Annotated in this window: 21 protein-coding genes; 8 read left to right on the plus strand and 13 right to left on the minus strand. The window is 69.0% G+C overall.

The features are described 5' to 3' along the window. Positions 1-155: 155 nt before the first annotated feature. The 5 genes from LDL49_RS36715 to LDL49_RS36735 form a co-directional block, all read right to left on the minus strand. Positions 156-554 carry a hypothetical protein gene (locus LDL49_RS36715; RefSeq protein ID WP_225298320.1) on the minus strand — a complete coding sequence of 133 codons (399 nt, stop codon included), beginning with the start codon at positions 552-554 and terminating at the stop codon, positions 156-158. Next, entirely contained in the window at positions 551-1,297 is a 747-nt protein-coding gene (locus LDL49_RS36720) for an SDR family oxidoreductase (RefSeq protein ID WP_225298322.1), read from the minus strand. The genes LDL49_RS36715 and LDL49_RS36720 overlap by 4 nt, the downstream gene beginning before the upstream one ends. Before the next feature lie 84 nt (positions 1,298-1,381). Beyond that, positions 1,382-2,251 (minus strand): RNA polymerase sigma-70 factor, encoded by an 870-nt coding sequence (locus LDL49_RS36725; RefSeq protein WP_225298324.1) that lies wholly within the window; start codon positions 2,249-2,251, stop codon positions 1,382-1,384. A 142-nt stretch (positions 2,252-2,393) separates the two neighbouring features. Then, positions 2,394-3,818, minus strand: coding sequence for a type I glutamate--ammonia ligase (gene glnA, locus LDL49_RS36730; protein ID WP_225298326.1), 1,425 nt, complete (start codon positions 3,816-3,818; stop codon positions 2,394-2,396). Positions 3,819-3,913: 95 nt separating this feature from the next. Continuing rightward, positions 3,914-4,999, minus strand: a complete 1,086-nt coding sequence (locus LDL49_RS36735) for a hypothetical protein (RefSeq protein ID WP_225298328.1) — start codon at positions 4,997-4,999, stop codon at positions 3,914-3,916. 88 nt (positions 5,000-5,087) lie between these two features. Here LDL49_RS36735 and LDL49_RS36740 point away from each other — a divergent pair, with 88 nt between their 5' ends. The 5 genes from LDL49_RS36740 to LDL49_RS36760 all read left to right on the plus strand — a co-directional run bounded on the left by LDL49_RS36740 (position 5,088) and on the right by LDL49_RS36760 (position 11,558). Further along, positions 5,088-5,549 (plus strand): RDD family protein, encoded by a 462-nt coding sequence (locus LDL49_RS36740; RefSeq protein WP_225298330.1) that lies wholly within the window; start codon positions 5,088-5,090, stop codon positions 5,547-5,549. A gap of 162 nt (positions 5,550-5,711) precedes the next feature. Beyond that, a complete protein-coding gene (locus LDL49_RS36745) occupies positions 5,712-9,929 on the plus strand; it encodes a GH92 family glycosyl hydrolase (RefSeq protein WP_225298332.1) in 4,218 nt (1,405 codons plus the stop codon). 59 nt (positions 9,930-9,988) lie between these two features. Further along, positions 9,989-10,609 carry a TetR/AcrR family transcriptional regulator gene (locus tag LDL49_RS36750; RefSeq protein WP_225298334.1) on the plus strand — a complete coding sequence of 207 codons (621 nt, stop codon included), beginning with the start codon at positions 9,989-9,991 and terminating at the stop codon, positions 10,607-10,609. An 11-nt stretch (positions 10,610-10,620) separates the two neighbouring features. Then, entirely contained in the window at positions 10,621-11,265 is a 645-nt protein-coding gene (locus LDL49_RS36755) for a hypothetical protein (protein WP_225298336.1), read from the plus strand. Next, positions 11,226-11,558: a glycoside hydrolase family 113 protein gene (locus LDL49_RS36760; RefSeq protein WP_225298338.1), complete on the plus strand. Its 333-nt coding sequence runs from the start codon at positions 11,226-11,228 to the stop codon at positions 11,556-11,558. The genes LDL49_RS36755 and LDL49_RS36760 overlap by 40 nt, the downstream gene beginning before the upstream one ends. Positions 11,559-11,655: 97 nt before the next feature. Here LDL49_RS36760 and LDL49_RS36765 read toward each other — a convergent pair whose 3' ends face one another. The 7 genes from LDL49_RS36765 to LDL49_RS36795 form a co-directional block, all read right to left on the minus strand. Next, a complete protein-coding gene (locus LDL49_RS36765; RefSeq protein ID WP_225298340.1) occupies positions 11,656-12,435 on the minus strand; it encodes a class I SAM-dependent methyltransferase in 780 nt (259 codons plus the stop codon). Next, on the minus strand, positions 12,435-13,115 hold the full coding sequence (locus tag LDL49_RS36770) for a DUF4191 domain-containing protein (protein ID WP_225298342.1): 681 nt from the start codon (positions 13,113-13,115) through the stop codon (positions 12,435-12,437). The genes LDL49_RS36765 and LDL49_RS36770 overlap by 1 nt, the downstream gene beginning before the upstream one ends. Before the next feature lie 273 nt (positions 13,116-13,388). Further along, positions 13,389-14,318 (minus strand): lipoyl synthase, encoded by a 930-nt coding sequence (lipA, locus tag LDL49_RS36775; protein ID WP_225298344.1) that lies wholly within the window; start codon positions 14,316-14,318, stop codon positions 13,389-13,391. Between the two features lie 88 nt (positions 14,319-14,406). After that, on the minus strand, positions 14,407-15,459 hold the full coding sequence (locus tag LDL49_RS36780) for a hypothetical protein (RefSeq protein WP_225298346.1): 1,053 nt from the start codon (positions 15,457-15,459) through the stop codon (positions 14,407-14,409). Between the two features lie 59 nt (positions 15,460-15,518). Beyond that, a complete protein-coding gene (gene lipB / locus LDL49_RS36785; protein WP_225298348.1) occupies positions 15,519-16,211 on the minus strand; it encodes a lipoyl(octanoyl) transferase LipB in 693 nt (230 codons plus the stop codon). A gap of 38 nt (positions 16,212-16,249) precedes the next feature. Beyond that, positions 16,250-16,987, minus strand: a complete 738-nt coding sequence (locus LDL49_RS36790) for a Type 1 glutamine amidotransferase-like domain-containing protein (protein ID WP_225298350.1) — start codon at positions 16,985-16,987, stop codon at positions 16,250-16,252. A gap of 50 nt (positions 16,988-17,037) precedes the next feature. Then, a complete protein-coding gene (locus LDL49_RS36795) occupies positions 17,038-17,931 on the minus strand; it encodes a TIGR01777 family oxidoreductase (RefSeq protein ID WP_225298352.1) in 894 nt (297 codons plus the stop codon). Between the two features lie 295 nt (positions 17,932-18,226). Here LDL49_RS36795 and LDL49_RS36800 point away from each other — a divergent pair, with 295 nt between their 5' ends. Further along, on the plus strand, positions 18,227-18,514 hold the full coding sequence (locus LDL49_RS36800; protein WP_225298354.1) for a type II toxin-antitoxin system Phd/YefM family antitoxin: 288 nt from the start codon (positions 18,227-18,229) through the stop codon (positions 18,512-18,514). Between the two features lie 648 nt (positions 18,515-19,162). Further along, a complete protein-coding gene (locus tag LDL49_RS36805) occupies positions 19,163-19,780 on the plus strand; it encodes a dihydrofolate reductase family protein (protein WP_225298356.1) in 618 nt (205 codons plus the stop codon). Between the two features lie 122 nt (positions 19,781-19,902). On the opposite strand, the gene LDL49_RS36810 is transcribed toward LDL49_RS36805, so the two are convergent. After that, on the minus strand, positions 19,903-20,478 hold the full coding sequence (locus LDL49_RS36810; protein ID WP_225298358.1) for a TetR/AcrR family transcriptional regulator: 576 nt from the start codon (positions 20,476-20,478) through the stop codon (positions 19,903-19,905). Between the two features lie 68 nt (positions 20,479-20,546). On the opposite strand from LDL49_RS36810, the gene LDL49_RS36815 reads away from it, so the two are divergent. After that, positions 20,547-21,875, plus strand: coding sequence for an alpha/beta hydrolase (locus LDL49_RS36815; RefSeq protein ID WP_225298360.1), 1,329 nt, complete (start codon positions 20,547-20,549; stop codon positions 21,873-21,875). The last annotated feature ends 30 nt before the right edge of the window (positions 21,876-21,905 follow it).

Raw genomic sequence — 21,905 nt, forward strand, 5'->3', positions numbered from 1 at the left:
CGCCCAACGCCGCGAACGCGCCCGCATCCGAAGCGAGAAAGGCATCCGCTGGGGCGGCCGACCTCTGACTTCCGCAGCCTGAAGCCTCGTCATCCAACCCGGCGATCGTTTCCGGTCACAGCACTAGATGCCGTCGTAGAGCTCGAACTCGTGATTCAGGCCTCTTGGAGCCTGCTGCTGAGCGGCCACAGGACCAGTGGGATCACGGCCGCCGCCGAAAGCGCGAGCAGCAACGGCACGCGCTCTCCGGGCGTCAGATGGTGCAGCAGTCGCACGTGGATCGCCAGGTGCGGCACGGCGAACACCACGTACACGGCAAGCGCCGTGCGGACCATGCTGCGCCGTACGACGAAGAAGCTCACCCCCAGCGCCACCGCCGTCGCCAGGCTCATCGCGCCGTAGTCCATCATCAGATGCGCGTTGTACGGCATGCGCATCCCCACGAACGGGATGTCGAAGAACGAGCGGGGGAAGAACAGCGCCCAGCAGCCCACGGCGAACTGTGTCGCGGCCAGGAACGCCAGGCCCGCGCGGAGCCAGATGCGCGCGCTCATGCGGTGAGGAACTGCTCGAAGGTGATCTGCCCGTCGGCATGGTCGGGAGCCAGGTGGCTTCCTTCCCGAAAGCCGCGCATTCCACCGATGCCAGGCAGCGGCACCGGCACCACCGGCCGGTGGCTGGACCGCGTGTGAGCATAGGCGCGGGCCAGGTCGGCCGCGGCACGCACCTCGGGCCCGCCCATGTCCGGCGCCCGGCCCGCCGGTGGCGCCTCGGCCAGGTCGGTCAAGCGGGCGGCCACCTCGCCGGTGTCGACGGGCTGAAAGCTGATCCCGGCGGGCATCATGATCACCGGCAGCCGTCGCTGGATCGCGCACATCCAGGCGATGAGCTCGTGGAACTGGGTGGTGCGCTGGATCGTCAACGGCAGCCCGGACTCTTCCAGGAGCCGCTCACACGCCAGCTTCGCCCGATAGTAGGAGATATCAACTCGATCGATGCCGACGATGGACACGTAGATCAGGTGCGGGCGACCGGTTCGCATGGCCGCCCGGACGAGACTGCGAGTGGCGTCTTGGTCCGCGTGGCCGTTACCGGTCGCGCAGTGAATGATCGTGCCGGTCTCGGCGACCGCATCCTCGAGCCCCTCACCCGTGATCAGGTCGCCGCGGTGCGTCATCTCGTCGCGCGGCGGCTTGCGGCTCAGCACGCGTACGGCGTGGCCGGCGGCCAGAAGCCGTGGAACCAACCTACGGCCGAGCCGGCCGGTACCGCCCGTCACCAGGATCGGATCTGTCATGGGTGGCAACTCTCGTGGAAGAGCGCGAGGCCGATGGCCGCGCGCGGCTGTCAGGTGCACCCATTAAGAACCGGTCAGACCTTCTCAACGTGACAACCGAAGTTTGGCGGGATTGGCGATGATGCGAATCTCGCTGATCAGGCCGCCCGCCGTCTCCGGCACCAGCACGCCGATCAGCTCCTCACCGGCCAGGGCCAGCAGGCCGGGAGCGCCGTTCAGCTCCGCGATCGACAGCCGGATCCGCTGACCGGTGGTCCGCGACGCGCCAACCAGATAGCGCGCCACCCGGTTGGCGCCGAAGACAGGTCGCCTGGCAGCGCTGATCCTGCCGCCGCTGTCCACCCACACGGTCACGTCGTGGGCCAGCAGCTTCTCCAGCCCTGGAAGATCCCCCTCCTCCGCGGCCGCCAGGAAACCTTTCACCAGGTCACGGTGGTGGGCCCGGTCCACCGGGCGCTCGGCGCTCCCAGGAGCGTCGGTGAGTCGCCGGCGAGCACGCCGATACAGCTGCCGGGAATTCGCCTCAGAGGAGTCGATGACCTCGGCCACCTGGCGATGGCTGTAGTCGAAGGCTTCACGGAGCACGAACACCGCGCGCTCCACGGGGTTGAGCCGTTCCAGCAAGGTCAGGAAGGCCAGGGAGACGAAGTCTCGCTGTTCGGCACTGTCCAGCGGTCCCAGGGCGCCGTCCGCGGTCAGCACCGGCTCAGGCAGCCACGGACCGACATAGCTCACCCGGCGCGCACGCGCCGACGTCAACCGGTTCACGCACAGGTTGGTCGCCACCTTGGCCAGCCAGGCCCACGGCGATTCGACAGCCGACCGGTGATGCCAGCGAAGAAAGGTGTCCTGGACCACGTCCTCGGCCTCCTCGGCCGAACCCAGCATCCGATAGGCCAGCCCGAACAGCCTCGAGCGGTGCCGCTCGAACTCCTCAACCGCGTCACCCGTCACGCCCGCCAGCCTTCCAGGCCACCGAGCCGGGCCGATATTCGACCTCCGTACGCCGCTAGCGCCCAGACGATCACCCGGCTGAGTGGGCGTGGAGGCGGAACAGCCCGGAACCGGTGGTCGGTTCCGGGCTGTTTCGGTCTGACTAAATATCGTAATAGAGCTCGAACTCGTGCGGGTGCGGGCGCAGCCGGATCGGGTCGACCTCGTTCTCGCGCTTGTACGCCACCCACGTCTCGATCAGGTCAGGCGTGAAGACGCCGCCCTCCAGCAGGTAGTCGTGGTCGGCCTCCAGCGCGGCGAGTACCTCGGGGAGCGAGCCGGGCACCTGCGGCACCTGGCGGGCCTCCTCTGGAGGCAGCTCGTAGAGGTCCTTGTCGACGGGCTCCGGCGGCTCGATCTTGTTGCGGATGCCGTCGAGGCCGGCCATCAGCATGGCCGAGAAGGCGAAGTACGGGTTGCACGACGGGTCCGGCACGCGGAACTCGATGCGCTTGGCCTTCGGGTTGGACCCCGTGATCGGGATGCGGACGCAGGCCGAGCGGTTGCGCTGCGAGTAGACCAGGTTGACCGGGGCCTCATAGCCGGGCACCAGACGGTGGTAGGAGTTGACCGTCGGGTTGGTGAACGCCAGCAGCGACGGGGCGTGCCTGAGCAGGCCGCCGATGTAGTAGCGGGCCGTGTCGGACAGGCCCGCGTAGCCGACCTCGTCGTAGAAGAGCGGGGAGCCGTCCTTCCACAGCGACTGGTGGCAGTGCATGCCGGAGCCGTTGTCGCCGAAGATCGGCTTGGGCATGAACGTGACCGTGTGGCCGTATTCGAGGGCCGTGCTCTTGATGACGTACTTGTAGAGCATCAGGTTGTCGGCCGTCTTGAGCAGCGTGCCGAACCTGAAGTCGATCTCCGCCTGGCCGGCCGTGCCGACCTCGTGGTGCTGCATCTCGACGTCGATGCCGGCCTCGATGAGGTTGCGCACCATCTCCGAGCGCAGGTCCGTGAAGTGGTCCATCGGCGGGACCGGGAAGTATCCGCCCTTGTAACGGGGCTTGTAGCCGAGGTTGCCGCCTTCGGTGGCCTTGCCGGTGTTCCAGGCGCCCTCGATGGAGTCGATGTAGTAATAGCCGGCGTTCTGCCGCGTCTCGAAGCGGACGTCGTCGAAGATGTAGAACTCCGCCTCCGGCCCGAAGTAGACGGTGTCGGCGATGCCGGTGCCCTTGAGGTATTCCTCCGCCTTGCGGGCGACGTTGCGCGGGTCGCGGCTGTAGGCCTCGCCGGTCAGCGGGTCGTGCACGAAGAAGTTTATGTTGAGCGTCTTGTGCTGGCGGAACGGGTCGAGCACGGCGCTGGACGGGTCGGGCAGCAGCAGCATGTCCGACTCGTGGATGGCCTGGAAGCCCCGGATCGACGAGCCGTCGAACATGAGCCCATCGGTGAAGACACTGGCGCCGAAGTTCTCTACCGGGAAGGTGAAGTGGTGCGTCGTCCCCGGCAGGTCGGTGAACCTGACATCGACGAACTGCACCCCTTCGTCACTGATGAACTTCAGGACGTCGTCGGCGGAGTTGAACACTCTCGAACCTCCCTGGGGACATGACTATCAGGCCGAGGTTAGGTCGCGGCCGTTTCCGATCGGTGTCTCGATTGTTTCGCACATGTTAAGCGGGCTCAGGTCCGTCTCGACCGGTGACATTTCTTGTCTCGCGGAAGATCGCGGTCGAGATCGTAGGGATCGGTGGGCGGGTCGGTGGCTCGCACCGACGTTTCGTCCGGCGCCGAGTCCCGGTAGGCCGGGTGGATGAAGGCATCCTTCACGTCGCATCGCCCGGGCGTCCCGGTCTGCCTGCCCCAGTTCCTGACCCACGTGACCAGCCGCCCCGACTCGCGGTAGACCAGCACCTGGCCCTCGACGCGGGAGACGAAGCGCAAGACCGTTCCGGGCTGGCCTGGCCGCTGCACGGCGTAGACGACGAGGTACTTGACCTTTACCTCGGCGCCCTCACGACCGTACTTCGCCAGCTTCTTGACGGTGCTCCCGCCGCGCACCTTGATGACGCCGGTGGCCAGCTCGGCCGTCTTCGGGGCGAAGCTGTTGACCCAGTAGCGGCCGTCGAAGCGCGGCTTCTTCGTCTGTTCGACGTCGAGCTGGTCCCGGTACCAGCCGCGCTGACGCGCGTCGAGGCGCTCGATGAACGCCTTCGGCTTGCCGCCCACGAGCGTCTTACGGTCGAGATAGGCCGCGGCCAGGAGATCGCGAGTACGGTCCAGTGCCTTCGCGACCTCCTTCTTCGACAGCCGGCCCAGCGCCTTCGCCTTCGGCATCACGAAGCCCGCCGTCCCCTCGGCGTACTTCTCGGCAGGGGAGCCCGCGAACGGGTCCGTCGCGGTCCCCTCTCCCAGGGCCGCCGCCTCCGTGCCGGCCGGCTCCGGCTGCGGGGCCGCGGTCTCGGCGCCGGTCGGCTCCGGGGCCGCCATGACCGGTTGGGTCTCCTCCGGGACCGGCCCTGGACTCCCCACCTGCGGTGTCAGCAGGTCGGGGCGGGCGGCGACGATCACGGTCGCCCCGCCGATCACCGCGGCCACCAGACCGGCCGCGAGCAGGCCCCGCCCCGCTCGCCGCGGCCGGGTGGCCTTGTCCGAGCGCGGCGCCCTGGCTCCCCTGGTGGCCGCCGCACGCATCCTTCGCCGCTCGTTCTCGTCGATCTGCGCGACGAGCTCGTTGAAGCGCGCGTCTAAGTCATCCCCGTTCGGCATGGCGTACATGATGAGGGAGAAAGGTGATCTTTGTGGCGCGGTTGGGTCACGATCCCGACCGAGCCCCCCGCCGGATACCGTTGGGGGTATGAGCGGGAACGAGCCTCGGTGGACGCAGACCTGGCTGGGCGGTGTGAGGGCGGCGGGGGTCGATCTCGGCTACCCGGGTGAGCGCCTGGGGCTGCCTGAGCAGGGGAGCGGCGCCGTCGCCGGGTGGGGGCGGCGCATCGCCGGGCTGGTCATCGACTGGATGATCTGCACCTGGGTCGTGGTCCAGCTCGTGCTGCGGATGAACCCGGCGGAGTCGCCGTGGGCGCCCGTGGTGGTGTTCGCGATCCAGTACATCCTGCTCGTCGGGTTCATGGGGCAGACGTTCGGGCACCGGCTCGCGGGGATCAGGGTGGCCGCGATGGACGGTGGCAATCCCCGGCTGGTGCCCGTGCTGGCGCGCACGGTGCTGCTCTGCCTGGCCGTGCCCGCGCTCATCTGGGATCGCGACCACAGGGGGCTGCACGACCGCGCCTCCAACACGGTCGTCGTGCGCATGTGAAACGTCCATTGACAACGTTGTCTTCGCGGAGTCTGCTGTTGACAACGTTGTCAGGAGGGCGACATGCGGAGAGCACGTCTTGCGGTCGTGGCGGCCGCGGCTGTACTGGGATTCGCCGGGTTATCCGGGGTGGCGACGGCTGACCCGCCGACGTCACCAACAGTGACCGATCCACCTCCGTCACCGCTGCCGTCGGACGCGCCTTCGGCGGCGCCCACGCAGCCGGCGCCCATCGAACAGGTGACGCCGCCCCCGGGCGCGAAGCGGGAGGCCGCCGTGCGGACCGCCCCGCCAGGGGCGCTCTTCTACTCCTCCTTCGAGACCGGCGACCCGCAGCCGGCCTGGCTCAACATGGTCGATGAGGGCAGGAAGGCCGAGGGGATCACCGGTAGCACCACCGGCGGCATCCCGGGCAACATCGCCGACGAGGTCGTCGACATCGCGGCCAGCGGCGAGAACGCCGCCTCGGGCGAGGTGAAGGAGAACCTGTTCGACGGGGACGTCAACACCAAGTGGCTGGCGTTCACCGGCACGGGCTGGGTGTCGGTGAAGCTGTCCAAGCCCATCGCGGTCACCCGATACGCCATGGCCTCCGCCAACGACGCCGCCCAGCGCGACCCGCGCGACTGGGCCCTTGAGGGGTCGGCGGACGGGCAGACCTGGACGGCCGTGGACACGCGGGCGGGGGAGGTGTTCGACGCCCGGCTGAAGACCCGCGAGTTCGACGTCGCCCACCCGGGCTCCTATCTCTACTACCGGCTCAACATCACGCGGATCGGCTCGGGCGCGATCGTCCAGCTCGCCGAGCTGCAGCTCTCGGACGGCGACACCGCCCCGAAGCCGCTCTCCGACATGCGCAGCCTGATCGGTCCCGGCCCCGGCAGCGGCTACACCGCCAAGCCCCGGGCCGGCTACACGGGCCTCAAGGCGCTGCGCTACTCCGGCAGCACCACCACGAGCGGCGGCGGCCACTCGGCCAACAAGGTGTTCGAGACCGACATCGAGGTCACTGCCGACACCGAGCTGTCGTACGTGCTGTTCCCCGAGTTCACCGGCGCCGCGCTGAGCTACCCCAGCACGTACGCGAGTGTGGACCTGGCTTTCGCCGACGGCACCTACCTGAGCGACCTCAAGGCCGAGGACCAGCACGGGATCAGGCTGACGCCGCGGGCGCAGGGCGAGTCCAAGACCCTCTACGCCGACCAGTGGAACTTCCAGCGCTCCCGCATCGGCGAGGTGGCCAAGGGCAAGCGGATCAAGCGCATCCTGATCGCCTTCGACGCGCCGGCCGGGCCGCTGCCGTTCAAGGGCTGGGTGGACGACATCATGCTCGTCAACGCCAAGCCGCAGCAGGTCAAGAGCCTGGCCGACCATGTGGTGACGACGCGCGGCACCCAGTCGACCGGCGGCTTCTCGCGGGGCAACAACTTCCCGGCCACGGCCGTGCCGCACGGGTTCAACTTCTGGACGCCGATGACCGGCTCCGGGTCGAACTCGTGGCTGTACGAGTATCACCGCAACGGCAACGCCGACAACGTCCCGACCATCCAGGCGTTCGCCGCCAGCCACGAGCCGAGCCCCTGGATGGGGGACAGGCAGTCCTTCCAGGTCATGCCGTCGCTGCTGGCCACGCCGAACCCCGACCGGGTCGCCAGGGCCACCCCGTTCCTGCACTCGGGCGAGACCGCCAGGCCGTACTACTACGGGGTCGACCTGCTCAACGGCATCCGTACGGAGATCGCGCCCGCCGACCACGCGGCCGTGTTCCGCTTCACCTTCCCCGGCGACGGCGGCAGCCTGATCTTCGACAACTACAACAACGACGGCGGGCTGACCATCGACCAGGGCGTCGTGACCGGCTACACCGACACGCGCAGCGGCCTGTCGGCGGGCGCCACCCGGATGTACGTCTACGCGGTCTTCGACCAGCAGCCCACCGGCGGCGGCAAGCTGACCGGCGCCGGGCGCGACAACGTGACGGGCTATGTCGCCTTCTCCGCCAAGCAGGTCACGATGCGCATCGCCACCTCCTTCCTCGGCGTGGCGCAGGCCAAGCGCAACCTGGAGCTGGAGAACGGCACGTTCGAGGAGGTCAAGGCGCGCGCCCAGCGCGCCTGGGAGGACAAGCTGGGCACCGTCGAGGTCGAGGGCGCCACGCCCGACCAGCTCACGACGCTGTACTCGAACCTGTACCGGCTGTTCCTCTATCCGAACGCGGGCTTCGAGAACACCGGTACGGCCGCCGCCCCCGCCTACAAGTACGCCAGCCCGGTATCGGCCAGGAGCGGACCGGACACCCCCACCCAGACCGGGGCCAAGATCGTGGACGGCAAGATCTACGTCAACAACGGCTTCTGGGACACCTACCGGACGACCTGGCCCGCCTACTCGCTGCTGGCCCCCGAGGCGGGCGAGCTGATCGACGGGTTCGTCCAGCAGTATCGCGACGGCGGCTGGATCGCCCGCTGGTCCTCGCCCGGCTACGCCGACCTCATGGTGGGCACCAGCTCGGACGTGGCCTTCGCCGACGCCTACAGCAAGGGCGTGCGCGGCTTCGACGCCAAGTCGGCGTACGCGGCGGCGGTGAAGAACGCCACCGTGGTGCCGGCGAACCCGGCCGTCGGGCGCAAGGGGCTGCAGACCTCGATCTTCCGCGGGTACACCGCCCTGAACGAGGTAGGCGAGGGCCTGTCCTGGGCCATGGACGGATATATCAACGACTTCGGCATCTCGACCATGGCCGCGGCCCTGGCCAAGGACGCCACCGGCGCGGAGAAGGCCCGCTACCTGGAGGAGTCCGAATATTTCCGTAACAGGGCCCTGAACTACGTCAACATGTTCGACCCGGAGGTGGGCTTCTTCCAGGGCCGCGACTCCACGGGCAAGTGGCGCCGTACCAAGGCCGACTACGACCCCCGCGTCTGGGGCTACGACTACACCGAGACCGACGGCTGGAACATGGCCTTCCACGCGCCCCAGGACGGCACCGGGCTCGCCGCCCTCTACGGCGGGCGCGCGGGCCTGGCCAAGAAGCTTGACGCCTTCTTCGCCGACCAGGAGACGGCCACGTTCCCCGGTTCGTACAACGGCGTGATCCACGAGATGCGCGAGACCAGGGACGTCCGCATGGGCCAGTACGGCCACAGCAACCAGCCCTCGCACCACATCATTTACATGTACGACCACGCGGGGCAGCCGTGGAAGGCGCAGGCCAAGGTCAGGGAGGCGCTGTCGCGGCTCTACCTGGGCAGCGAGATCGGCCAGGGCTATCCGGGCGACGAGGACAACGGTGAGATGTCCGCCTGGTACGTCTTCAGCGCCCTCGGCTTCTACCCGCTCCAGGCCGGCAGCCAGGACTACGCGATCGGCTCGCCGCTGTTCACCAAGGCCACCGTGCACCTGCTCAGCGGCAAGGACCTGGTGATCAAGGCGCCGGCCAACAGCGCCGAGAACGTCTACGTCCAGGGGCTCAAGGTGAACGGCAAGGCGTGGACGTCCACGGCGCTGCCGCACGACGTGCTGGCCGGTGGGGCCGTACTGGACTTCGCGATGGGACCCAAGCCGTCCGCGTGGGGCGAGCCGCCGGAGTCGATCACGCCCGACGGCGAGACGCCGCGCCCGATGCGCGACATCCCGGTCACCGGCGGCCCGGCGGCACTGTCGGACGACACCTCGACGACAACAGCCACCGTTTCCGGAAATATCACTCTTCAGGCTGGGACGCGGGACAAGGTGGGCTTCTACACCCTCACCTCGGCGGCCACCGGGCCCACGTCGTGGAAGCTCGAGGGCTCCTACGACGGTACGGCCTGGACGGTCATCGACCAGCGGGACGGCCAGACGTTCGACCAGGCGAGGCAGACGCGGCCGTTCAAGGTCGCCCGCCCCGGACGGTACGCCCAGTACCGCCTCACCGTCTCCGGCACGCTGGCCGAGCTGGAGCTGCTGGCAGTGCCGGATCCGGCCTGCACCCGAACCGTCAGCGGCACCCACAGCGGCCCGCTCACGGTCGGCTCCGGCGTGACCTGCCTGGCGGCGGGCGCGAACGTGACCGGCCCCGTCGTCGTCCGGCAGGGCGCCTCGCTGATCGCGCGGGCCGCCACGGTCGGCGGACCGATCACCTCGGTGGGCGCCGGACGGTTGGTCCTGGTGGACACCTCCGTGGGCGGCCCGCTCACGGCGACCTCGGTGAAGGAGCTGTCCGTGGAGAAATCGGTGGTGGGCGGACCGGTCACGCTGGTCGGCGACAGCGGGCCGCTGATCGCCGCCAGCACGGTCAAGGGGCCGCTGACCTGCACGGGCAACACCCCGGCACCGACGGCGAACGGCCTGCCCAACGCGGTCTCGGGACCGTCGGTCGGGCAGTGCAAGGGTCTCTAGGGCGACAATAAAACCTTACCGGGTTCGATATTGAACCCGGTAAGGTTTATGCTTTCCCCATGATGATGGCGGGGCTCAGGGAGAAGAAGAAGGAGCAGACCCGGCGGCGGATCGCCGAGGTGGCGCTGCGGATGTTCGCCGAGCGGGGCTACGAGGCCGTGACGGTCAACGAGATCGCCGAGGCGGCCGGGGTCGCGAAGGTCACGCTGTTCACCTACTTCCCGACCAAGGAGAGCCTGGTCCTCGACGTGGTCAAGGAGGACACGGCGAAGATCGTCAACGAGCGGCAGCCGGGACAGGCGCCGCTCGAAGCGCTGCGCGAGCACTACCGGGCGTTCGCCGCCGAGGGCACGGAGGGGGTCGACGTCGAGGGCCTGCTCACCCGTGCCTGGGTGATCTCGGCCAGCCCGGCGCTGATGGCGGGGCTGCACCAGACCCAGGCGGGGCAGCGGTACGCGCTGGCCGCCGCTCTGGCTAGTGCGCGTGGGGTGCCGGACGGGTCGTGCGAGCTGCGGGACCAGCTGATGGCCGCGCAGATCACGGCCGTGCTCACGACGGTGCAGGAGGGGTTCTTCCAGCGGCTCGTCGAGGGGACGCCCATCGCTGAGGCGGGCGGCCGACTGGCGGACGACGTCGAGCTCGCCTTCGACCTCCTAGAGCACGGCTTCACCGGAGAATAAGGGGATATTTCGTGAAAAAAGGCATCAACTATGACACCGGGTTTCTGCCGGGCGAGAGCCTGTCCCGGACGGTGTTCGACGCCGAGACGGTCGGGCGTGAGATGCGGGTGATCGCCGACGAGCTGCACTGCGCGGCCGTACGCGTCTCCGGTGGCGACCCGGAGCGGCTGAGCGTGGCGGCCGAGCAGGCCGCGGCGGCCGGGCTGGAGGTCTGGTTCGCGCCGTTCCCCGTTGACCTCACGCCGGAGCAGGTGATCCCCCTCTACGCCGACTGCGCCGGGCGAGCCGAGGCCGTCCGGCGCGGCGGCGCCGAGGTGGTGCTGGTCACCGGCTGTGAGACCAGCGCCTTCTGCGACGGGTTCATGCCCGGTGCCGACTACATGGAGCGCCTGCGGGCGATGATGTCGGCCGACCTGGAGTGGTGGCAGTCGCTGGGCACGATCATGGGCCGTTTCAACGGCTTCCTGGGGGAGGCGGCCGAGACGGTGCGGCCGCTGTTCGGGGGGCGGATCACGTACGCCTCCGGGCCGTGGGAGTTCGTCGACTGGACGCCGTTCGACCTGGTCGGTGTGGACGCCTACCGGGCCGCGTACAACGCCGGGGCTTCGTGGAGGAGGTGCGCGGCCACTTCAAGCACGGCAAGCCCGTGGCGGTGACCGAGTTCGGCACCTGTGCCTATAAGGGGGCGGGGGAGCTCGGGGGCATGGCCTGGGAGGTGCCCGACGGCTCCGTACGCGACGAGGGCGAGCAGGTCCGTTACCTGAACGAGCTGCTCGACGTCTTCGAGCAGGAGGGCGTCGAGACGGCCCTGTGGTTCACCTTCGCCTCCTACAACCGGCCCGGCGACGCCGACCTCGGCGCGTACGGGGTGGTCCGGATGCTCGACGAGACCCGCTGGGAGACCAAGGCGGCCTTCCACGCGATGGCGGCCCGGTACGGGCGCGCCTGAACCCCGCGCGGCCGGTCGGTCGCGTGAGGTCCGCGTGCCCGGCTGGGCGGTCGGTCGGTCGCGTGAGGTCCGCATGTGCCGGCCGGGGCGCGGTGGGTCAGGGGCGTGTGCAAGTGAAGATGGCGGTGCCCGGTATGTGCTTGCCGCGCAGCGGGCTCCAGCCGCCCCACACCCGCTCGTGGCCCGCCGGCCATTCGGGCTCCAGCAGGCCCGTCACGCTCAGCCCCGAGGCGACGATCAGGCCGATCCAGTCGCCCATCGTCCGATGGTGCTCGACGTAGGTGGGTGTGCCGTACTCGTCCGTCTCGACATAGGGCGAACGGTCGAAGTAGGACCGGTCGGACGTCAGCCCGCGCGGCCCCGGATCGTCGGGGAACGCCCACCGGATCGGATGGCTGACCGAGAACACGAACCGCCCGCCCGGCCTGAGCACCCTGCCCACCTCCCGGAACACCGCCGGCGGATCGGCCACGAACGGCAACGCCCCGAACGCCGAGCACGCCAGATCGAACGACCGATCGGCGAACGGGAGCACCTCGGCGTCGGCCTGCACCACAGGGACGTGCAGGCCGGTGTCGAGGTCGATCCGTTGCGAGTGGCGCAACTGCCGGTGCGACAGGTCGAACGCGGCGACCTGGGCCCCCTGCCCGACCAGCCACCGAGCGCACTGGGCCGCGCCACAGCCCATCTCCAGCACCCGCCGGCCGCTTACGTCGCCCAGCAGGTGCGCCTCGGCCTCGTCGACGCCCTCCGGGCACCAGACGAAGCCGGTATCCCGCAGGAACTCGCCGTGTTCGACCTGGTAGTCGTCGGCGTTGCCGTCCCACCAGCCGCGGTTGGCCCGCGAGGAATCCGACAGCGCGTTCCCTGGAGGCACTAGCGCATCTTGGGGCCGCGCGGAACGCGAGCGCCCCTGGGCATCGGGCCCTTGGGCATCGGCATGTTCTTGGGGAGCGAGCGCAGGCGGTCCTTGACCTCGTTGACCGCGGGCTTCTTGAGGTTGCGTGGCAGCTTCATGATGTGGCGCTGGAGCTTGCCCAGCGGCACCTGCCCCTCGCCGTCACCGCACTGGATGTCGTAGATCTCGACGCCCAGCACCACCCGCGCGACCCGCTTCTTCTCGGCCGCGAGCATCTTCGCCACCCGGTTGCCGGGCCCTTCGGACACCAGCACGACCCCCGGGAACCCGATCACGAGGTGGATCAGGTCCTGGTCACGGTTGACCGCGATGGCCGGGGTGACCTGCCAGTTGCCCCGCATGCCCTGCAGCACCGCGGCGGCGGCGCCGGTCTGGCCGTGCAGGATGGAATATTGGGCGCGCTGCGCCAGCTGCCCGAACACCACGAGGCCGACGGTGAGCGCGGCGAGCACGCCGAGGAACACCGAATACCACAGATAGTCCGTGACCAGCCCGATCACGACGATCACAGCCAGCGTGCCGACCGCCGAAAGGAAGACGATCGGCAACCCCTTGGGGTTGGCCTGCTTGATGATCTGCGCGATCATGCGGAACTGCTTGATGCGTCCCGGCTTCTCTGGGTCCTCGGACTTTGCCATGCTCCGAAGAATACAAACCAACCGAGCGGGATACGAAAACGCCTCTGGTCGTTCGGGGGTTTTTCTTTTACGGCAGAGCACGGTGGGCCCCACCCGCCGCACAGGGCCGGGCCCTGTCCAGGGGCACGCTCCTCCGGTGATGCGGGGCCGGGCGCCGTGACGAGACGGTGAGACCCCGGCCTACGTGCGTTACCAAACCGGTATTGCGCGAAGCCCGGTCGCCTCCACAGCGAAGCCAGGCCGCCTCCGTGGTGGAGGCGGCCCAGTGGAACGTCAGGCGCTCTGGCGAGCCTCGATGGCCTGCTTGTAGAGCTTGCCCGCGCGGTAGGAGGAGCGGACGAGCGGGCCTGAAAGGACGCCCGCGAAGCCGATCGCCTCGGCCTCCGCCTGGAGCTCGACGAACTCCTCCGGCTTGACCCAGCGCTCGACCGGGTGGTGGCGGGGCGTCGGGCGCAGGTATTGGGTGATCGTCAGCAGGTCGGTGCCGGCGGCGTGCAGGTCGCGCATCGCCTCCACGACCTCCTCGCGCGTCTCGCCCATGCCCAGGATCAGGTTGGACTTGGTGACCAGACCGGCCTCACGGGCCATCGTGATCACGCCCAGCGAGCGGTCATAGCGGAACGCGGGCCGGATGCGCTTGAAGATCCGCGGCACGGTCTCGACATTGTGCGCGAACACCTCGGGCTTGGCCGAGAACACCTCTTCCAGCTGCCCGCGGTCACCGTTGAAGTCGGGCACCAGCAGCTCGACCCCGCAGCCGGGCAGCAGCGCGTGGATCTGCCGCGCGGTCTCGGCGTAGAGCCAGGCGCCGCCGTCGGGCAGGTCGTCGCGGGCCACACCGGTCACCGTGGCGTAGCGCAGGCCCATCTGCTCGACCGACTCGGCCACGCGGCGTGGCTCGTCCCGGTCGTACTCCTTGGGCTTGCCGGTGTCGATCTGGCAGAAGTCGCAGCGGCGCGTGCACTGGTCGCCGCCGATGAGGAACGTCGCCTCGCGGTCTTCCCAGCACTCGTAGATATTGGGGCAGCCCGCCTCTTCACAGACCGTGTGCAGGCCCTCCCGGCGCACGAGCGATTTGAGCTCGGTGTATTCGGGGCCCGTCTTCAGCTTGGTCTTGATCCACGGGGGCTTGCGCTCGATAGGGGTTTCGGCGTTGCGCACCTCCAGGCGGAGGAGCTTTCGGCCTTCAGGAGCAACGGTCACCGACCCAGCTTACGTCTCGCCCCGCCCTGCCCCATGCCCAGGGCGGTCATTCCCAGGGTCATCGGATGATTCGGCCGACTCGGCCAGCTCAGATGACCAGGCCGAAGCTGCGGATGGCGCGGGTGTAGTGGCGGAGCAGTTCGTCGTCGATCCGGTCCGACTCGGCCGAGCCGAGCAGCTCCGAGCCGGACAGCGCGGATCCGGACAGCTTCAAGTCGGACGGCTTCAAGGTGGACAGCGGGGAGCCGGATGCGGCGGTGCGGACGCCGTCGGGGGCCAGCAGCGCGGTCTGCCTGATCGACGCCACGCTCTCGCCGCGCAGGGCCGCCGCCTGCATGGGGGCGACGTACCTGCCGCCGGCCAGCAGTCCGTCGATCTCGGCCAGTTCCTCGGCCGTGAGGACGCGCATGGCCCGCGCCTGCCGTCGTTCTTGCCTGCGGGCGTCGTCGGAGCGGGCCAGCCGTTTCAGGCAGTACTCGGTGAGCAGCACCGGGCCGCCGAGCACCCGCCCGACGATCCGGCCCAGGAAGCTGACCGCCTCGTAGCCGGTGCTGCTGGTGTCCAGGACGCCGAGCGAGGAGGCCATCTGCGTGTGGGCCGCCTCGCGCGCACGCAGCGGTGCCGCTCCGATGAGCGCCTCCCGCCACTCGCCCAGCGTCGACAGCGCGCCGTCCACGATGAGCTCGCCGCCGGTCGGCAGCTCCGCGTACGCCCTGACCAGCAGCGCGACCCGCTGCCGCGGCGACATAGCCAGCCATGAGGGCAGCCCGATGACCAGCACGGGCACCCTGAGCAGGCCGGTGCGCGCGTACGTGGTGCCCAGGACCAGGTCCCTGACCGCCACCTTCTGGGGACGCTTGACGCCGATCCGGTCGGCCACCCGCTCCGCCATGCCGTACACCTGCCGGGCGGAGGAGGGGTCGAGGACCTCGGCGTCGGCGGGCAGGCGGCCGAGGCGTGGCCGCAGCATCCACCCGATGGCGATCAGCAGGGCGCCGAGCGCCCACGCCGGGGCGAGCTGGGCGTTGACCACGATCGTCCACCCGCCCAGCACGACGAAGGCCAGCGTCAGGGTGTGCACGACGAGAGCGAGGACCAGAGCCGCGAGCCACGTCGCGGACCGCTTCACAGACCGCTTCACAGGCTGATCGTAAACAGGCGAATGCCGTATTTCACGGCAATTCGGTGACCGGCCATGGGTCAGCGGCGGAGGAGGTCTTCCTCGTGCAGGTCGTACGGCTCCAGGCCCAGCGCTTCGGCCAGCCGTTTCTCGGCGATCGGCATGACCTCCTCGACCACGATCCGCCTGCCCGTCTCGGCGGACAGCGAGGAGACGCCCACGTCCGGGATGCCGCACGGGACGATCCGGCTGAACCACCGCGGATCATTGGCACAGTTGAGCGCGAAGCCGTGCATCGTGACGCCGCGCGAGACGCGGATGGCCACGGCGCCGAGCTGGCGGTCGGGCAGGCCGAGGCTGGTGTCGCCCGCGGCCCAGACCCCGGCCCAGCCCGGTATCCGCCGGGCCGTGACGCCGAAGTCGGCACAGATCTGGATCATCGTGTCTTCGAGCCGGCAGATGTAGCCGGTCACGTCGTCGATCTCGACGATCGGGTAGGCGACCAGCTGGCCGGGACCGTGCCAGGTGATGCGGCCCCCGCGGTCGACGTCGATCACGGGGGTGCCGTCGGAGGGGCGTTCGTGCGGGGCGGTGCGCTTGCCCGCCGTGTAGACGGGCGCGTGCTCCAGGAGCAGGACCGTGTCGGTCAGCTCCCGGGCCACCCGTTTGCCGTGCACCCAGCGTTGCAGCTGCCAAGCCTGCTCGTAGGGGACGTCGACACCGAGACGGACGATGGCCAATGCGTGGGGTTCGACCCCGTGCTTGGGGCGCATGGGTCCATTGTGCCGTTCCCTCACCCATCCAGGGTAATTCAGGTAGTCAGCAGTCGAGGCTCGATCCGGAACTCCTTTGCCCCGTCGGCCCCGTCATGCTCGACTTTGTAGGCGTATCCGGCCGGATCGGTGGTTACGGCCTGAATGAAATCGGTGCCCACGTAGTGCAGCGCCACGCCCTCGTCGGCGGCGTAGCCCTCGGGCAGCTCGCCGCTGGCCACCGACTGGTGCAGCAGCCGCCGGCGTTGCGGCTCGGAGTTGTAGTGGACTCCGCACGAGTAGGGCAGGAAGGCCAGGCCGTCGGCCCACACGTTGAGCTCGGGGCCGAAGGAGTCGGTGTTGCCGCCGACGTGCCAGCACAGCGCGCCCGCGCTCTGCCCGGACAGCACGACGCCCGACCGCCACGCCTCCTCGAAGGCCTCGTCGTAGCCGTGCAGCCGCCACAGGGCCGCCAGGTTGGCCACGCTGCCACCGCTGACATAGATCATGTCCTGCTCGAGCATCCAGGCCCGTGGATCCTTGACATTGGGCATCGGAAACACCGTCAGATGGCTCAGCTCGACGTCCCATCCGGCGAAGGCCCCGTACATCTTCAGCAGCCAGTCGGCGTCGTCGCCCATCGCGGTGGCGAGCAGCCCGAGCTTCGGCCGGTCCTGGCCGGTCAGGTCGAGGCCGTAGCGCAGCAGCGGGCTCGCCTCCAGAAAACCGTGACGCGCCGTCGGGCGGAACGACCCACCGCCGATGGCAAGAATGTGCGACTGGCCCGACCTGGTCATGTTGGTATCTCCCGCGTGGTAAAGGATGAACAGCACCTTAGAATATGGCGCTAGATTATGTCGCTCAAGGCCTCGTCGAGGTGGCTATGGGTGAATCCGTAGCCGCTGCCGGACAGTTTCGCGGGCAGAATCCGGTGACTGGGCAAGAGCCCTTCCCGTGCGAACTCTCCCAGGCCGATGCTCAGCGCGAAGGCGGGGACGGGCATCGGCACGGTGCCCTTACGCAGGGCTTTCCCGAGCGTGGTGGTGAACTCCGCATTGCTGACAGGATTGGGCGATGTCAGATTAACCGCCCCCACCAATTCCCGATTTTTCAGGATATGTAGTACTGCCTGAACCCAGTCGTCCTCGGATATCCAGGACCAGTACTGCTTCCCACTCCCGAGCGGCGCGCCGAGCCCCATCTTGAAAATGGGCAGCATCCGCCCAAGCGCCCCACCGCGCCCACTCAACACGAGCCCGGTACGCAACTGCGCGGTCCGGACACCGACCTCCCCGGCGGCCCTGGCCGCCCCTTCCCAGAGCTCGCACAGATCAGCCAGAAACCCGGTGCCCTTCCCCTGTGACTCGTCGATGACCCGATCCCCGGTATCGCCGTAGAAGTCCACCCCGGAGGCCGACACGAGCACCTCAGGCGGCCGGGACAGCTGCCGCAACGCGTCGACCAGCACCCGAGTCCCGTCGACCCGACTCTGCACCAGCTCCCGCTTGTACGCCTCGCTCCAGCGCTTGTCGGCGATGGGCGCTCCGGCCAGATGTACGACTCCTTCGGCCCCTTCGAGCACCGAAAGATCGATCACATCCTCCCGAGGCTCCCAGTAGGCCTCCTCATCGCTCTCGGGAGGCCGCCGCACCATCCTGACAACCCGCTGCCCCTGCCGTTGAAGCGCGTGCACCAACGGCCCCCCGAGCAGCCCGGACGCCCCCGTAACGATGATCGCCATACCCTCCACACTACGCCGGGGACCTCCCGCCACCCACCCGTTACCCGCCTGGAGTGTCGACCGTCTGATGCCCACCCGGCCACAACGGTCTTCGCGGGTCGGCGCTTCGCGCTTTGGGAGCTCAGGCGTAGCTTCCAGTCGGGCCGGGGGCCCGACCCCTGGAGGGCCTCGCTCCGCTCGGGCGTCTTCCTGAGACGCGGCTCCGCCGCGCGCTTCGCCCACGGCTTCGATTGTTGTCCAGATGGGGCAGGTGATGCCTTGGCCGATATCCAAGCCAAGGAGCGACCATGGATCCATGGAGGTCATTCCGATCAGCGAAGCCAAGGACCGGCTGACTGAGCTTGCCGACCGGGCCGCCCGCGAGCATGATCACTTCACGCTCACCCGGAACGGACGGCCGCATGCCGTTATCGTGTCCGTGGCCGAGTGGGAGTCCCTGCAGGAGACGCTCGAGATCCTCACTGACGCGGAAATGCGTGCCGACCTGGTCGAGGCCGCTGCCGCCGAGGCGGGCGGCGACGTTACCACCGAGGAGGAGATGACCGCCATCATGGCGGCTCGCCTCGGTAAGGCGAGTGCGTGAGCGACCGCGCATCGACGAAGACAAACACACCGTGACGATCCAGTCCATCAAACACCGCCGAGACGTCTACCGCCCATAGAGCCCGCTGCTGCCCACCCTTCCTGTCGGTGCGCGTCAGGTGGCCGGCGGAGATCGCGCCGCCACATGAGATATGTCAAGGGTGCGGGTGGACCAGGGTCGTGGAACCGCCGGGCAAAGGCCGCGTGAGACAGGGCCGCCGGTCTGCCCATCCTGGCTCGCCGTGGATGGTGTGCAGGGCGGTCGCAGCCGGATCGTACAGCGTCGCTGTCCAACCCCCGGCCACTTCAGCCTCCGGTCGGGATGTGCCCAAGCCAGTTGGCGATCAGTCGGCCGCCGGCCGACCTGGCGAGCGCGATGTCCCGACGACGGCCTCCTCGTCCGCTCTCAGTAGGGACAGCACCGGCGCCGTAGCGCGCCCAGACACTCGGTTTTCTCGCCACTCTCCCAGCTGAGGCTGATGATCCGCGGTAGAGGATTCCCTGGACGCCGCCGGGTTGGTCGGGCTACAGACGCGCCCAGGAGCTGCCGAGCCGAAGCCGTGCGAGGCATCTTCGGATCGCTTGAAAGTTCTTCGCGCGGGATGTCGATCCGCTCTCCCTCAGCTCGACGCGTTGGTAAGAGCACGACATGAGCAAGATCAAGCCCTCGGAACACCTGGGAGATGTCATGAGCACCGTGGTGATGCACAGCGTCGTGTCGGTGGACGGCTTCATCGCCGACGCACAGGATCAGGTCGGTCCGCTGTTCGACTGGTACTCCAACGGCGACGTCGTACTCGGAAAAGGTGACACGGGGAAGATCTCCCAGGTCTCGGCCGCGTACGTCCAGCCGATGTGGGCGAGCATCGGGTCGACGGTGATCGGGCGTCACCTGTTCGATATCACCAACGGCTGGGAGGGGTCGCCGCCGGCGGGCGAACACGTGGTCGTGGTGTCGCACCGGCCCAAGCCCGACGGGTGGCACCCCGAGGCGTCGTACCACTTCGTCGACGACGTGGCGCAGGCGATCGCGAAGGCCAAGGAACTCGCGGGGGAACGCACCGTCGCCGTGGCGGCGGGCGAGGTCGGCGGGCAGGCACTCGCCCTCGGCCTGGTGGACGAGGTGGCGATGGACGTCGTGCCGGTGGTGTTCGGCTCCGGCAAGCGGTACTTCGGATCGGTCGATTCCCGGCATCTGCTCGAGGACCCGCACACGGTGATCCAGGGCAACCGGGTGTTGCACCTGCTCTATCGAGTCCGCCGCTAGCGAGCTACGACGCCTTTCGAAGAGATGCGCTTCTGTTGCCGCCATCCCCGCCGGATGACGGCCGCGTGGCTCCGTCAGGCGAGGGACGGTCTGAGAGCACTGCGTAGGCGGATGCTGCGAAGTCAAGCCCTCCAGCCGCGTAGCGCGGCGGGGATCGTCGAGCGGAACGTGGTCTCGGCCGTGGCGGTGTCGAGCGCCCCGGCCAATTCGAGGGTCACCAGCCCGTGCAGGGTCACCCAGAGTGAGAGCGCGATGGAGGTCGCATCGCCCGAGAGCGCGGAGGCCGCCAGAGCGCGGTCTATCGCCTCGATGAGCGGCCTGACGGGATCGCCGGCCCCCACGTCACCGGATGGGTCGAAGCTCTGCACGCCGCCGAACAACACCGTGTAGAGGTGGCGGTGCTCGAGTCCCCACCGCCGGTACGCGACCGCGAGCGCGTAGAGGTCGGCGAGGGGGTCATCGGAGGCCGCCACCGCCGACAGTTCCTGGGACAGCCCGGCGACCGCTCTGCCGCGCACTTCGGCGATCAGCCCGTCCTTGCCGTCGAACAGCGAGTAGACGGCGGCGGTCGCGGTCCCGGCGGCGGCGGCCAGGGCGCGGATGGTGATCGATTCCCGTGGACGGGTCGCGAACATCTGGGTCGCGGACTCGATGAGGCGGTCCTTCACGGTCTCGTCGTTGGTTCTCGGTCTTCCCACGACGACCAGCCTAGCCGAGCTGGTAGCGTTTCCAAACGTCGTTCTGGAACAACGTTTGGAAAACGTAAGTGCCTCTCACTGTCCCCCTCCGCCTCATCGGCCGCCTGATCCTCGCCGTGCTCGCCGCCGTGGGGCTGGCCGGGCTGTTCCTCGCCCTCATCGTTCTGACGGATGGCGTGCGCGCGGGGCTCGCCGCCTGGCTGACCGCCTTTGGTGCCGGAGTCATCGCCGCACTGTGGCGAGGCCGCGGCCGTACCTGGCCGGGACGGCTGTGGCCCTTCGCGCCGGTGATCGTCGCCGCTGCGCTCACGGCGTCGGTCTGCATCCCCACCGCCCCCACGACCCGGCAGTATCCGCCCGACCTGTCATTCGTCGCGACGAGACACTGGAGCCTGAGCACGGGCAGCCGGGTCGCCGTCTACCACTATCCCCCCGCCGCCGGCGTCCCCCGGCACCCCACGCCGCTCGTGTACCTCCACGGAGGGCCCGTCCGTAACATCTCCGTGCTCGACCACCGATTCCTGCGAAGCCTGGCCGGACAGGGCTACGACGTGTACGCCTACGAGCAGCCCGGCGGCGGACGGAGCGACCTGCTGCCCATGGAGCAGTACACGATCTCCAGGTCCGTACGCGACCTCGCCGCCTTCATCGATCGCCTGGACAAGGGCCCGGTCGACGTCCTCGGATTCTCCGCGGGCGCGGTCGTGCTCACCCGGGCCCTGGCCACCGCGGACGTCGCCGTCCACGTGCACCGGGCGATCATCGCCGAGCCCGGCCCCATGGACGGCCCCACCGCGCTGATCAGCGGGCAACAGGGACGACCGTCCGCGCGCGGCCTCGCTCCGGCCCCGACCGGACCCCGGGCGACGAGCGTCCCCCGGTACGCCGTCGCGCTCGGCCTCATCCAGCTCGGGCTCCTCCCGCCCGACACCGGCCTGATCACGCAGGCCGAAGGCGTCAACGCCTTCAAGGCCGCCGATCTCGGCGGCGACACCGCCTCCGCCTACTGCGCGCGGGACGCCGGCCGCATTCCTGCCGAGGACACCGCGGAGAACTTCTCCTTCAGCGCCGCCGCGAGCCTCCGCATCAGGCAGACGATCAAGGACTCACCCTCCATCGTCTCCGAGCTGAAACGCTCCCGCACCCCCGCGATGCTGATGATCGCCGAATGCTCGTCACAGGTACGCCAATGGGCTACCGCCATCCTCGCCGCCGACCCCGCCATGGAGCGAACCCAATACATGCCCGGTGTCGGACACCACATGTGGAACGGCCTCGACGACAACAACGAGCGCGCCGCCGCCGTCATCACGGCGTTCCTCCAGGGCGAGCCGTCGCCCCTGCGGAACTACCCGACCCGCGCCGACATCTCCGCCTTCCTCCGCGACCACAGGTGAAGTCTGAGGAATACGCGGATGGGTGCCGAC

It is taken from the genome of Nonomuraea aurantiaca (genome assembly GCF_020215705.1).
In the GTDB taxonomy this organism is placed as follows: domain Bacteria; phylum Actinomycetota; class Actinomycetes; order Streptosporangiales; family Streptosporangiaceae; genus Nonomuraea; species Nonomuraea aurantiaca.

What these genes read in the sequence shown, in the direction of transcription:
- lipB (WP_225298348.1), bottom strand. Translation starts at nt 16,211, where the DNA reads ATGCGCCCCAAGCACGGGGTCGAACCCCACGCATTGGCCATCGTCCGT.
- LDL49_RS36795 (WP_225298352.1), bottom strand. Translation starts at nt 17,931, where the DNA reads ATGGCGATCATCGTTACGGGGGCGTCCGGGCTGCTCGGGGGGCCGTTG.
- LDL49_RS36800 (WP_225298354.1), top strand. Translation starts at nt 18,227, where the DNA reads ATGGAGGTCATTCCGATCAGCGAAGCCAAGGACCGGCTGACTGAGCTT.
- LDL49_RS36720 (WP_225298322.1), bottom strand. Translation starts at nt 1,297, where the DNA reads ATGACAGATCCGATCCTGGTGACGGGCGGTACCGGCCGGCTCGGCCGT.
- LDL49_RS36715 (WP_225298320.1), bottom strand. Translation starts at nt 554, where the DNA reads ATGAGCGCGCGCATCTGGCTCCGCGCGGGCCTGGCGTTCCTGGCCGCG.
- LDL49_RS36735 (WP_225298328.1), bottom strand. Translation starts at nt 4,999, where the DNA reads ATGCCGAACGGGGATGACTTAGACGCGCGCTTCAACGAGCTCGTCGCG.
- LDL49_RS36740 (WP_225298330.1), top strand. Translation starts at nt 5,088, where the DNA reads ATGAGCGGGAACGAGCCTCGGTGGACGCAGACCTGGCTGGGCGGTGTG.
- LDL49_RS36790 (WP_225298350.1), bottom strand. Translation starts at nt 16,987, where the DNA reads ATGACCAGGTCGGGCCAGTCGCACATTCTTGCCATCGGCGGTGGGTCG.
- LDL49_RS36805 (WP_225298356.1), top strand. Translation starts at nt 19,163, where the DNA reads ATGAGCAAGATCAAGCCCTCGGAACACCTGGGAGATGTCATGAGCACC.
- LDL49_RS36770 (WP_225298342.1), bottom strand. Translation starts at nt 13,115, where the DNA reads ATGGCAAAGTCCGAGGACCCAGAGAAGCCGGGACGCATCAAGCAGTTC.
- LDL49_RS36750 (WP_225298334.1), top strand. Translation starts at nt 9,989, where the DNA reads ATGATGATGGCGGGGCTCAGGGAGAAGAAGAAGGAGCAGACCCGGCGG.